This is a genomic window from Fundidesulfovibrio sp. YSD1, from assembly GCF_055397115.1.
Window position 1 is genome coordinate 1,943,626 of sequence record NZ_AP043666.1, and the last position, 12,134, is coordinate 1,955,759.

13 protein-coding genes are annotated in these 12,134 nt (G+C 67.9%); 1 reads left to right on the plus strand and 12 read right to left on the minus strand.

The window, feature by feature from the left end; all coding sequences use genetic code 11:
• Positions 1-15 precede the first annotated feature (15 nt).
• From ACZ5V4_RS09060 to recA, 12 genes are all read right to left on the minus strand, one after another.
• Positions 16-1,254: a hypothetical protein gene (locus ACZ5V4_RS09060; RefSeq protein WP_464314525.1), complete on the minus strand. Its 1,239-nt coding sequence runs from the start codon at positions 1,252-1,254 to the stop codon at positions 16-18.
• A 63-nt stretch (positions 1,255-1,317) separates the two neighbouring features.
• Entirely contained in the window at positions 1,318-1,722 is a 405-nt protein-coding gene (locus ACZ5V4_RS09065; protein WP_464314526.1) for a cytochrome c3 family protein, read from the minus strand.
• Positions 1,723-1,823: 101 nt separating this feature from the next.
• Positions 1,824-2,564: a precorrin-3B C(17)-methyltransferase gene (cobJ, locus tag ACZ5V4_RS09070; RefSeq protein ID WP_464314527.1), complete on the minus strand. Its 741-nt coding sequence runs from the start codon at positions 2,562-2,564 to the stop codon at positions 1,824-1,826.
• Between the two features lie 5 nt (positions 2,565-2,569).
• Positions 2,570-3,595 carry a cobalt-precorrin 5A hydrolase gene (locus ACZ5V4_RS09075; protein ID WP_464314528.1) on the minus strand — a complete coding sequence of 342 codons (1,026 nt, stop codon included), beginning with the start codon at positions 3,593-3,595 and terminating at the stop codon, positions 2,570-2,572.
• A gap of 42 nt (positions 3,596-3,637) precedes the next feature.
• Positions 3,638-4,096: a type VII toxin-antitoxin system HepT family RNase toxin gene (gene hepT / locus ACZ5V4_RS09080; protein ID WP_464314529.1), complete on the minus strand. Its 459-nt coding sequence runs from the start codon at positions 4,094-4,096 to the stop codon at positions 3,638-3,640.
• The gene (locus tag ACZ5V4_RS09085; protein ID WP_464314530.1) at positions 4,093-4,539 is read right to left on the minus strand and encodes a hypothetical protein; all 447 of its coding nucleotides are present in this window, start codon (positions 4,537-4,539) and stop codon (positions 4,093-4,095) included. The genes hepT and ACZ5V4_RS09085 overlap by 4 nt, the downstream gene beginning before the upstream one ends.
• A gap of 45 nt (positions 4,540-4,584) precedes the next feature.
• Complete coding sequence (gene hemL / locus ACZ5V4_RS09090) at positions 4,585-5,853, minus strand: glutamate-1-semialdehyde 2,1-aminomutase (RefSeq protein WP_464314531.1); 1,269 nt, start codon at positions 5,851-5,853, stop codon at positions 4,585-4,587.
• A gap of 109 nt (positions 5,854-5,962) precedes the next feature.
• Positions 5,963-6,382: a VOC family protein gene (locus ACZ5V4_RS09095; protein ID WP_464314532.1), complete on the minus strand. Its 420-nt coding sequence runs from the start codon at positions 6,380-6,382 to the stop codon at positions 5,963-5,965.
• Between the two features lie 116 nt (positions 6,383-6,498).
• On the minus strand, positions 6,499-6,801 hold the full coding sequence (locus ACZ5V4_RS09100; RefSeq protein ID WP_464314533.1) for an STAS-like domain-containing protein: 303 nt from the start codon (positions 6,799-6,801) through the stop codon (positions 6,499-6,501).
• A complete protein-coding gene (locus ACZ5V4_RS09105; protein WP_464314534.1) occupies positions 6,792-7,700 on the minus strand; it encodes a hypothetical protein in 909 nt (302 codons plus the stop codon). The genes ACZ5V4_RS09100 and ACZ5V4_RS09105 overlap by 10 nt, the downstream gene beginning before the upstream one ends.
• A gap of 24 nt (positions 7,701-7,724) precedes the next feature.
• On the minus strand, positions 7,725-10,364 hold the full coding sequence (gene alaS / locus ACZ5V4_RS09110) for an alanine--tRNA ligase (RefSeq protein ID WP_464314535.1): 2,640 nt from the start codon (positions 10,362-10,364) through the stop codon (positions 7,725-7,727).
• Between the two features lie 111 nt (positions 10,365-10,475).
• Complete coding sequence (gene recA / locus ACZ5V4_RS09115) at positions 10,476-11,516, minus strand: recombinase RecA (protein WP_464314536.1); 1,041 nt, start codon at positions 11,514-11,516, stop codon at positions 10,476-10,478.
• 170 nt (positions 11,517-11,686) lie between these two features.
• On the opposite strand from recA, the gene mscL reads away from it, so the two are divergent.
• The gene (mscL, locus tag ACZ5V4_RS09120) at positions 11,687-12,100 is read left to right on the plus strand and encodes a large-conductance mechanosensitive channel protein MscL (RefSeq protein WP_464314537.1); all 414 of its coding nucleotides are present in this window, start codon (positions 11,687-11,689) and stop codon (positions 12,098-12,100) included.
• Positions 12,101-12,134: the final 34 nt, after the last annotated feature.

Genomic DNA, 12,134 nt, shown 5'->3' on the forward strand with positions numbered 1-12,134 from the left:
GTTTTGGAAGCCTGCCTAGTCCATGTCCCGCACGAGGGCCTGGATCTCCTCGCGGATGATCTTGGCTGCTGCGGCGGGAACGGCCTTGCGGACCTCTTCCAGGAGCTCCTGGCGCAGGGCGTCCAGCTCCTCGCGGGTGGCGAGCCCGGAGAGGTCCGGGGCGGGCGCTTCGGCCGGGGCCGGAAGCCCGGACTTGAAGGCCTCCAGGCGCTCGTCCACAAGCGCCGTCACGGCGGCCTCGTCCAGGGACGGAGCGGACGCGGGCAGCGCGGCCAGCACGTCCGTGCGGATGCGCTCCACAAGGGCCAGCTCGTCGAACTCGGGGGCCTCGGCCGGGGCTGGAAGCCCGGACCTGAAGGCCTCCAGACGCTCGTCCACAAGCGCCGCCACGGCGGCCTCGTCAAGGGACGGGGCGGACGCGGGCAGCGCGGCCAGCACGTCCGTGCGGATGCGCTCCACAAGGGCCAGCTCGTCGAACTCGGGGGCCTCGGCCGCAGCCGGAAGCTCGGACTTGAACGACTCCAGCCGTGCTTCCATCATGGCCTCCACGTCGGATGAGGCGAGCGACGGGGCGGGTTCGGGCAGCTCCGCCCTGAAGGCGTCCAGGCGGGAGTCCACTATGGCCTCCACGTCGGCGGCCGCCAGCGAGGGCTGCGGCGCGGGCAGCTCGGCCTTGAACGCGGCCAGGGCCTCGTCCAGCACGGACCTGAAGGAGGTTTCGAGCGTGCCGCCCATGGCGGTCAGCTTCTCCTCGAGCAGGTCGAGCCGGGCGTTCAAGGCCTGCATGGCGTGCCCCGGGGCTTCCGCGCTCCCGGCCGTGGCCACCGCCGCGGCGGCCAAGCCCGCTCCGGCTGTGGCGGCGGTGGCGGCCAGGGCGTCGTCGAAGGAGAGGCCGTCATCGGGTTCGCCCAGCCCCGGGACGGGCTGGTCGAGAAAATCGTCGGGGAGTTCCGGCAGGTTCAGGCTTCCCGGCTCGGCCTTCTCGGCCTCGGCCAGGAGCGCGTCCAGGCCGTCCAGGTCGATGTCGCCCTCGCCGCCCTCCTTGCCCTCGTGATCGGGCAGGTGCAGGTCGTCCAGGCCGGGCAGGCCGTCCGAGGGGGACGCGGCGGGCTGATCGCCGGGGGTGTCGGCGAAAAGGTCCTCCAGCTCCCTCTCGAAGCTCAGATCGACGCTCGCGCCGTGCGCATCCGGGACTCCGGGCCCTTGCTCGATGATGTCGGTCAGCTCGATGATGTCTTTGGGAGTGTCGGCCATGTCGCCCTCCACGAGGCGGGGAAAGGGCGCGGAGGGCCTAGGCCCTCCGCGCTTCGCGGATGCTTACTGGGCAGCGGGATGGCAGGCGTTGCACGCGATGGGCGCGTTCTTGCCGCCTTCCTTGGCCTTCTTGTGGCAACCCACGCAGCTCTTGGTGGAATCGCCCTTGTGGAAGGCCATGTAGAAGCTCTTGTCGCTGGTCTTGTCGGCCGGGTCGACGTTGTCGTGGCAGCCCTTGTTGGAGCACTTGTAATCAGCCCCTTCCTTGTGATGGCAGGCCTTGCAGTCCGCGGGCTTGTGGCCCGGGCCTTCATGGCTGAACTTCACGGGAGCCTTGGTCGCGGTGGCCCCGGCGGGCACCTTGAGCTCCATCGTGCCCTTGGGAGCGTCCACGGCCCACAGGCTGGGCAGACAGAACGCGCCCACCAACAGGGCGGCCATCACGGTGACAAAAAACGGTTTCTTCATCCCACCAACCTCCTCACCAAAAATGTTGAATGAAAAAATTCACATAGCTACTACTGTCAGAAAGAAGCCCGTGTCAAGGCGCGGCCGAGACAAATCCGGTTCTAGCCGCCCATGGAGTACTTTTTCGCGTATCCCCGGGGGGTGAGCATCCGGTTTCCCGCAAATCGCGTCTGTGAATTTCCGATGATGAGGATGGTGAGCATGTCCACGGCCTCGGGGTCGGCCGTGGCGAGGGTGGCGGTGGACACGGCCTGGCCCTCGCGCCAGGCCTGGCGCACCACGCCCACGGGCGTGTCCGGCGCGCGGTGCGCCGAGACGATCTCCAGTGCCCGGGCCAAAAGCCCGGAGCGCCTGCGCGAGCGCGGGTTGTAGAGCGCGAGCACGAAATCCGCCGAGGCCGCCGCCTCGAGGCGCTTCTCTATGACCTCCCAGGGCGTGAGCAGGTCCGACAGGCTCACGCAGGCGAAGTCGTGGGTGAGGGGCGCGCCGAGGAGCGCCGCCGCGCCCGTGAGCGCCGGAATGCCCGGGACCACCTCGAACTCGACGGCGTCCAGGAGCCCGCGCGCCTCCAGAAGCTCGAGCACCAGCCCGGCCATGCCGTACACGCCCGCGTCCCCGCCCGAAACCACCACGGTGTCCAGACCCTCGAGGGCCGTGTCGATGGCCTTGGAGCAGCGCTCCACCTCGCCCATCATGCCCGTGGAGATGACGCGCTTGCCCGCGAGAAGCTCCGGGGGGACAAGGTCCAGGTAGGTGGAATAGCCCGCAACCGCCCCGGCGCGGGCCAGGGCGTTCGAGGCCAGGGGCGCGGTGAGGGCCGCGTCGCCGGGCCCGAGGCCCACGACGGTCAGCCTGCCAGGGCCAGGGCCACCGTGACCCGTCGCGACTTCACCTTGGGCAAAAGCAGCTTCTCCGATCCGCTGGCCAGCATTGCGGCTGCCTCGCATACGCTTTCGACTCCCATGTGCTTGAGGACCATGGCCGAGGGGTTTTCCACGGCCGCGCGGCGCAGTTGCTCCGCTGTGAAAAAGACGAGTTCCGCGTGGAGCTCGGAGGCGGCCTGGACGAGCCCGGGCTCGCCGCGCTTGGCGTCGATGCTGGCCAGGGCCGCGAGGCTCGAGGGCGAGACGGACTTAACGGCGCAGGCCTCGCGCACGGCCTGAACGATCTCGGCGGCCCCCGCCCCCTTGCGGCAGCCCACCCCGGCCACCACCACCCGGGGCCGGAGCCTCAGGCACCGCTCGGGCACGGGCGTCTCCCGCCAGGACACGGCCACGCAGGGGCTTTGCGGGTCCAGATGGTGCGGGGCGGACACCCACTCGAAGCGCTCGCAGTGGCTGGCGGGCACGCCCAGGCGCTGCTCCGGGTCGAACACCTGCACCATGACCCCGGCAAGGAGCCCGGAGTTGGCGTCCTTCACCGCGTCCAGGTTCTCGATGGCCAGCCCGCTGTCGCGCGCGAGCATGTCCAGCGAGGGCAGCCCGGCGGTGTCCGTGGCCGTGGTGATCACGGCCTCGCCGCCGCTCAGCGCGGCCGCGCGGCGGGCCAGGTCGTTGGCCCCGCCCAGGTGGCCGGAGAGAAGGCTCACGGCGTGGCGGCCGTTCTGGTCCATGGCCACCACGGCCGGGTCCCGCGCCTTGCCCTTGAGGTGCGGGGCGATTGCCCGCACCACGATGCCGCAGGCGGCCACGAACACGTGGCCGGAGTGGGCGTGGAAGACCTCCGCCACCAGCGCGGGCAGCGAATCGAAGGCCTGCTCGCCTTGCGCTGCCAGCTTGCGCGGCAGGTACAGCCGCGCCCGAAGCTCGGCGGCCAGGGCGCGCGCCAGCCTGGCCCCCTGCGGGGTCAGGGCGTAGACGGCGGTATGCTTCACGGCTTCGGATGTTCCACGGCGGGGGTTTGGCTCGCCACGGCCTTACAGGCCTTCGTCCACTCTGTCCCGGTTGGCCCCGATCCAGTCGAGAAGCGCCGCGAGCACTTCCTCCACCTCGTCCAGGCGCTCCAGGCAGATCAGGCGCAACTCCTCGCCCCCCACCTCGTTGTAGAGGTGGACCATGCGGTTACGGTATCCGGCCATCCTGGCCAGGGTTTCGCCGAGCCTCGCGTCCAGCACTCCGGCCAGGACCAGCTCTTCCGCTATCTGCCTGTACTCGCTGGGAGCCTTGCCGAACCCCTTGGCCAGCACGTGCCTGCCCAGATCCAGAAGCGCCTCCAGCGCCCTGCGGAGGTAGGACTCGGCAGCCGCCAGATTGCGCGCATCGGCCGCGAAACTCTCCCGCTCGCGCAGGGGCAAGGCCCGCACGCCCTCCAGCATGGCGCGCACCCAGCCCGCCTTGGCGGCGGCCACCTTGCCCTGGATGCGCCCGGGGCTCACAGGGCCTCCCCGAAGAGGATGCTCCCCATTTCCCGGCGTTTGAACCAGGCCAGATCGCCCGCGCGCCGAAGCACATAGAGCTCGAACTCCGCCTGATCCGCGGCGTCGCGGCACCAGAGCAGTTCGCCGCGAACGATGTCGGCGGCCACGAACGGGTCGGCCGAGGCCGCATCCACCAGGTCGACCCGGCCGAGCCCCAGGAGGCCCTCCAGTTCGCCCGAGAGGGACACGAGGGAGTCCAGGCGCTCAAGCGCATCGGGGGCCACAGCCTCGCGCGTGAAGCGCACGCCCACGTCCACGTCCGACCCGGCTGGTCCGGCATGGGCCTGGCCGCCCCTCAGCCGCGCGACGGTATCGCCCGCGCGGCTGCCGAAGGCGTAGAGCTCGGCCACGCCGTGGCGTGCGCACAGGGCGGCGAGGCTGTCGTTCAAAGGCTTCGTCATGATCTTGCGCTTAGCCCACCTGGGGAAAAAAGCAATCCCGCATCCCTAGAACACGCACGCCTTGGCGGCTTCCAGGGTCAGCTCGAAGTCGGCGGCCGAGTGCGCGAACGAGGTGAACGAGCACTCGTAGCCGAGCGACGCCAGGTAGATGCCGCGCTCGCGCATCTGCTTGTAGAGCGCGGTGTAGACCTTGCCGTTGGAGGTGCGCGCCGCGGCCATGTCCTCCACGGGGATGTCCGTGAAGTACATGGTGAAGGCCGAGCCCACGTGGTTGAGCTGCACGGGCACGCCCTTGGAGCGGATGACGGCGGCGAGTTCGCGCGCGAGTTCCCCGGTGCGGGCCTCGAGATACGCGTAGTCCTGCTTTTCGAGCTCCAAAAGGTTGGCGAGCCCGGCGGCCATGGCCACGGGGTTGCCCGAGAGCGTGCCCGCCTGGAACACCGGGCCGCAGGGCGAGAGCTTCTCCATGATGTCGCGGCGTCCGCCGTAGGCCCCCACGGGGAAGCCCGCGCCGATGATCTTGCCGAGCGTCGTCAGGTCCGGACGCACGCCGTAGCGCGCCTGCGCCCCGCCCAGGCTCCAGCGAAAGCCCGTGATCACCTCGTCGAAGATGAGCACCGCCCCGTACTCGTCGCAGACCTTGCGCAGCCCTTCCAGGAAGCCGGGCCTGGGCAGCACCAGGCCCATGTTGCCCGGGGCGGGCTCCACGATGATGGCCGCGATCTCCTTGCCGCGCGCCTTGAAGGCCTCGCGCACGGCCTCGATGTCGTTGTAGGGCAGCACGATGGTGTGGGCCACGGTGGCGGCCGGGACGCCGGGGGTGCCCGGCGCGGCCTGCACGGCGACGCCGGACCCGGCCGCGGCCAGGAAGGCGTCGGCGTGGCCGTGGTAGCAGCCGTCGAACTTGATCACGCAGTCGCGCCCGGTGAAGCCGCGCGCCAGGCGCAGGGCGGACATGGTGGCCTCCGTGCCGGAGTTGACCATGCGCACCATCTCGATGGAGGGCATGATCTCGACGATCTTGGCGGCCAGGTCCACCTCGGCCGGGCAGGGAGCGCCGAAGCTCGAGCCCTTGTCCAGGGCGGCGTGGGCCGCCTCGTGCACGCGCGGGTGCGAGTGGCCGAGCAGCATGGGGCCCCAGCTCATGACGTAGTCCACGTACTGCCTGCCGTCCACGTCGTAGATCTTGGAGCCCATGGCCCTGTCGATGAACAGCGGTTCGGACTCCACGGCCCGGCAGGCGCGGATGGGCGAGTTCACCCCGCCGGGGATGATGGTCTGGGCCTTGGCGTAGAGGGTCGAGGACAGGGACATGGCGTGCGCTCCTTCTGGAAGTTGGGAAGCACGTCCATACCCTTGGCGGACGGCGCGGGCAAGTGCGGCCCGCCCGGAGGCGGGGGAGCGGTCCGGGCGGGCCGCCCTGTTATTCGGCGGGCTGGGCCAGGCAGACCACGTAGCCGTCCGGGTCCTGGATGTACCACTCGCGCATGCCGTAGAAGGTGACGTGCGAGTCCTTGACCACGGTGACCTTGCCCTTGAGGCTCTCAAGCCTCGCGTCCAGGTCGTCCACCATGACGTAGACGGTGAAGCTTCCGCCCGTGGGCTTGCCCGCGAAGGCGGGCAGCTCCTCGGCCACGCTGTCGCGGCGCTGGACCATGACCTCGGCGTTGCCCTCCATGAACTGCGCCCAGATGAGTTCGGCCCCTTCGGGCGGCTCCTGGTGGAAGCCCTTGGCGGCGTCCACGCACATGTTCACGCGGAAGCCCAGAAGCCCGGACCAGAACCGGGCCGAACGGGAGACATCCTCCACCATGAGGTTGGGAACGAGTGTCTTGACGGCCATGAACGCACCTCCTGACTGAAACGCGTTGCGAATGAAAAAGCCGGAGCGGACCCTGCGAGGGGCGCGCTCCGGCTCATGTTAGCACGATCCGCGAGAAATGGAACCGTGGAATCCGATCAGGCGACGGCCTGCTTCTGGCGTTGGACCTCGAAGGCGAAGCGGCGCTTGATGGTGTCGTTGATGAGCCTGTTCGTTTCCGTGAACGTCAGTCCGGCCTTTATCGACTCGAAGGGGAACTCTTCGAGCAGTTCGATCAGGGCGGCATTCACGAACGATGTCGAAACGGTGCTGACGCCCTCGAAGGACAACGCCATCTTCTCCCCTGCCGCGAGTTTTTGCCGGAGCAAGGCGTGAAGCGTGACCCCATTGTCGTAGGACGAACACTGGTCCACGATGTCCAGTACTTTGATCAATCCCATGAGAAGACCTCCTCCTCTTCATCCGGAGGCCCGATGGTGTCGGTGCGCAACGTCATCAGGATGAGCGTGCCTGGGTAAGGCTGCCGGTTCTCCGCTATCGCGTGCGACATCCCCTCCCCGGCCGGGTTTGCCGTCAACAGGCCCCGGAGCGAAAGAATGCGCACTCTGCCCTTGTTATGGACAATAACGTTTTGCAGCAGGGTGTCCAGCCCGGCCCCCCTGTTCCGGGGGGTCGTCTTCGACGATACGCCGTGCTTGATGGCTTGCTCCAGGCACTCCCCGTCAGAGAGGGACCCGTACCCCGCTATCTTGCGGATGTTCGCCGGTATGCCGACTCCGAAGTCGGCCACGGCCATGAACACCTCGTGTTCCGCCGGGTAAAACTGCATGTGGACCGAGGCCGCTTCCAGGCCCGTGTGGTCGATGATGTTGTTGAAGACCTCGTCCAGACAGGCCGAAAATTCCGGAAGCTGCCGCCTGATGTCGATCCCGGCGTTGCTGTCGAGCCAGGGGATGACCTTGTTCATGATCCACGGGTAATAGCGCGTCGTGCTTATGACCGTCAGGGGCAGCGACGTGCTCCTGCAATGCGAACCCTCGAATATCTTGCGCCCGAAGATCACCTCGAAAAATGCGCAATCGTCCAGGTATTTCAGTGGGTCTTTCTGAGGAGTGGAGGCATCCACACGCACACCCTCGAAGGCCACTGAACAGCCGTGGGACACAAGATATCTGACGGCATTGGCGAACGCCGTGACCGCTTCGGGCCTGACGAACCGCAACCCGCTGAAGTCGAAGACGACCTCCCTGCCCCGGGGCGTGCCGTCATCAAGGAGAAACTCCCCGAGAAACGGCACGACCGTGGACAGGTCGAACTGCCTGGGCAGCAGCACGCGCATCTGAACCGTCCCGGGGAAGGCGTCCTACGCCTTCTCCACCAGTTCCTTGACCTTGGCCAGGGCCGCGTCGATGCCCGAGGGGTCGGTGCCCCCGGCCTGGGCCATGTCCGGCCTGCCGCCGCCCGAGCCGCCCACCAGGGCGGCCACGTCCTTGATCAGGCTCTGGGCCGTGAATTTGCCGTGCAGGTCCTTGCTCACGTAGAGGATGAGCGCCACCTTGCCGTCCTCGCCCTGGCCGCAGAGGCAGGCCACGCCCGAGGGCAGCTTGGAGCGGACGTCGTCCATGGTGTCGCGAAGCGTCTTCACGTTGGCCCCGTCCACGCGCATGGTCAGCACCTTAACGCCGTTCACCTCGGCCAGGCCGTCCATCATGTCCCGGCCCTGGCCCGAGGCCAGCTTGGCCTGGAGCTGCTCCTTGTCCTTGGAGAGCGCCTTGACCTGGGCCTGGAGGGCCTTCAGCTTCTCGGCCAATTCGCCTGGGCGCGCGCGCAGCACGGCGGCCGCCTCTTCCAGCTCCTTCCTGGCCTTCTGGTAGTCGGAAAGCAGGTTCCAGCCGGTCACGGCCTCGATGCGCCGCACACCGGCGGCCACGCCGGACTCGGACACGATGGAGAACCCGCCCGCCTGGCCCGTGGCCGAGAGGTGCGTGCCGCCGCAGAGCTCGGCCGAGACGCCGGGCACGGCCACCACGCGGACCTCGTCGCCGTACTTCTCGCCGAAGAGCGCCATGGCCCCCTTGGCCTGGGCGTCGCCGTAGGCCATGACCTCGCTCTCCACGCCGATGTCGGAGAGGATGGCCCGGTTGACCTCCTCCTCGATGCGCGCGGTCTCCTCGGCCGAGAGCTGAGAGATGTGCGTGAAGTCGAAGCGCAGGCGCTCGGGCGAGACCAGCGAGCCGGCCTGCTTCACGTGGTCTCCCAGCACGTTGCGCAGGGCCGCGTGCAGGAGGTGCGTGGCGGTGTGGTTGCGCGCCGAGGCCAGGCGCAGCTCCTCGTCCACGTTGAGCCTGGCTTCCTGGTCCAGGAGCAGCTCACCCTCGTTGACGAAGACCCTGTGCGTGGTCAGCTCGGGGCTGGGGCGAAGCGAATCCAGCACGTCGGCGGAGCCGGTCATGGTCTCCACCGAGCCCCGGTCGCCGGCCTGGCCGCCGGACTCGCCGTAGAACGGGGTCACGGCGAACACGGCGTAGCCGCCCTCGCCCTGCACCAGGCGCTCGCGCGGCAGGCCGTCCTCGCCCAGAAGCGCGATCACGCGCGACTCGGCGAAGACCTGGTCGTAGCCCACGAAGCGCGACTTCACGCCCGTTTCCAGGAGCTTCTTGAACTGGCCCGCGATGTCGGACTCGCCCGAGCCCTTCCAGGCCTTCTTGGCCCTGGCCTTCTGCTCGGCCATGCAGGCCTTGTAGCCGTCCTCGTCCACGGTGAAGCCCTGCTTGCCCGCCACGTCGGTGATGATGTCCAGGGGGAAGCCGTAGGTGTCGTAGAGCTTGAACGCGGCCTCGCCCGTGATCACGCGGGTGTCGGCGCAGGCGGTCATCTCGGCCTCCAGAATCTCCAGGCCCTTGTCCAGGGTGTCGGAGAAGCGCTCCTCCTCCTCGCGCACCACGCGGGTCATGAAGTCCATGCCGCTGACGATCTCGGGGTACTGCACGCCCATGACCTCCACCACCACGGGGCAGACCCGGTGCAGGAAGGGGTCCTTGAGGCCCATGAGGCGCCCGAAGCGGAAGGCCCGGCGGATGAGCCTGCGCAGCACGTAGCCCCTCCCCTCGTTGGAGGGCAGGATGGAGTCCGCGATGAGAAAGACCATGGAGCGGCTGTGGTCCGCGATGACGCGAAGGGCCGTGTCGGTCTCCTCGTCCTGGCGGTACTTGACCCCGGCGAGCCTGGCCGTGGCCTCGATGATCGGGGTGAAGAGGTCGGAGTCGAAGTTGGAGTACACGCCCTGGCACACGCCCGAGACGCGCTCCAGGCCCATGCCCGTGTCGATGGAGGGCCTGGGCAGGGGCACGCGGTTGCCGGGCTCGATCTGGTCGTACTGCATGAACACGAGGTTCCAGATCTCCAGGAAGCGGTCGCAGTCGCACTTGCCGATGCCGCAGTCAGGCCCGCAGGACATGTGCTCGCCCTGGTCGATGAGGATCTCGGAGCAGGGGCCGCAGGGGCCGGTGTCGCCCATGGACCAGAAGTTGTCCTTCTCGCCCAGGCGGAAGATGCGCTCGGCGGGCAGGTCCGCGACCTTCTTCCACAGCTCGATGGCCTCGTCGTCGTCGCGGAACACCGTGGCGTAGAGCTTGTCCTTGGGGAGCTTAAGCTCATCGGTCAGAAAGCCCCAGGCCAGCCGGATGGCCTCTTCCTTGAAGTAGTCGCCGAAGGAGAAGTTGCCCAGCATCTCGAAGAAGGTGTGGTGGCGCGCGGTGCGGCCCACGTTCTCCAGGTCGTTGTGCTTGCCGCCCACGCGCAGGCACTTCTGCGAGGTCACGGCGCGGGAGTAGTCGCGCTTCTCCTGGCCGAGAAAGACCTTCTTGAACTGCACCATGCCCGCGTTGGTGAAGAGAAGCGAGGGGTCCTCGCGGGGCACGAGGGAAGAGCTCGAAACCTCGGCGTGGCCGTTGGCGACGAAGTAATCAAGGAATTTGCGGCGGATTTCGGTGGCGGTTATCACGATGTCTCCTCAAGAATTACGAGAGGAAGGCCCCTGGGGGACTTCCTCTCGACAGCTGGTCCGTCCGTGTTCGCGCTGCCCTTCGCGGGCGCGCGGGGGCTTCCCCCCTGGTTATTCGGCCTGCGGAGCGGGGGCTTCCTTGAAGCCGAGGTGCTCGTGGATCTTGTCCTCGATCTGCTGGCGGATCTCGGGGTGCTCGCGCAGGAATTCGCGCACGTTCTCCTTGCCCTGGCCCAGGCGCTCGGAGCCGTAGGCGAACCACGCGCCGGACTTGTCCACGATGTTCATCTCCACGCCCATGTCGATGAGCTCGCCCTCGCGGGAGATGCCCGTTCCGTAAAGTATGTCGAACTGGGCCTCGCGGAAGGGGGGGGCCACCTTGTTCTTGACCGCCTTCACCCGGCAGCGCGACCCGTAGACCTCTTCCTTGTCCTTGAGGGTCTGGATCTTGCGGATGTCCATGCGCACCGAGGCGTAGAACTTGAGCGCGTGGCCGCCCGTGGTGGTCTCGGGGTTGCCGTAGCCGGTCTGGCCGATCTTCATGCGGATCTGGTTGATGAAGATCACGGCGGTCTGGGACTTGTGGATGGTGCCGGTGAGCTTGCGCAGGGCGTGGCTCATGAGCCTGGCCTGGGAGCCCACCTGGGTCTCGCCCATCTCGCCCTCGAGTTCGGACTGGGGGATCAGCGCGGCCACGGAGTCGATGACCACCACGTCCACCGCGCCGGAGCGCACCAGCAGGTCCGCGATGTCCAGGGCCTGCTCGCCGTAGTCGGGCTGGGAGATGAGCAGTTCGTCGGTCTTCACGCCCAGGCGCTTGGCGTAGTTCACGTCCAGGGCGTGCTCGGCGTCGATGAAGGCCGCCGTGCCGCCGCGCTTCTGGGATTCGGCGATGATGTGCAGGGCCAGGGTGGTCTTGCCCGAGGACTCGGGGCCGAAAATTTCGGTGACGCGGCCCTTGGGGATGCCCCCGATGCCCAGGGCCAGGTCCACGCCGATGGAGCCCGTGGGGATGGCCGGGATGGCGGCGTGGGTCTCCTCGTCCAGGCGCATGACCGAGCCTTGGCCGTACTTGCGTTCGATGGTGGTCAGCGCGGTGGTCAGCGCTTCGAGGCGGGCGTCCTGGGGAGAGGCGGCGGATTTCTTGGCCATGGTCGCATCCTTGAAATGACGAAATGGGAAATGCCCAAGGGGCATAGCAAATGCCCACGCGCCCGGCAACGGCCATTTCCCGGGCCGCGCGGCGCGTTTTTTCGCGCGGTTTCTTGCCACGAGGGGCAAGGGGGGGTACGCTCCCGGCAAAATCAGGGGAGGTGGACGCCATGAGCTTCTTGAAGGAATTCAGGGAATTCGCCGTCAAAGGCAACGTGATGGACCTGGCCGTGGGCGTGATCATCGGCGCGGCCTTCGGCAAGATCGTGTCCTCGCTGGTGGCGGACGTGATCATGCCGCCCATCGGCATGATCCTCGGCGGGGTGGACTTCACCAGCCTGAAGCTCAACCTCGCGCCGCCCATCGAGGGCATGAAGGGGGCCACGCTCAACTACGGCAACTTCATCCAGACCATGGTGGACTTCACCATCGTGGCCTTCGCCATCTTCCTCATGGTCAAGGGCGTGAACGCGCTCAGGCGCAGGATCGAGAAGCCGGAGGAGGAGGCGGGCCCGGCGCCCACGCCGCCGGAAGTCGTCCTGCTCACCGAGATCCGCGACCTGCTCAAGGCGCGCCAACCGTAGTATCGCCTTTTGCGCGCTTCGCTGGTAGGAACGG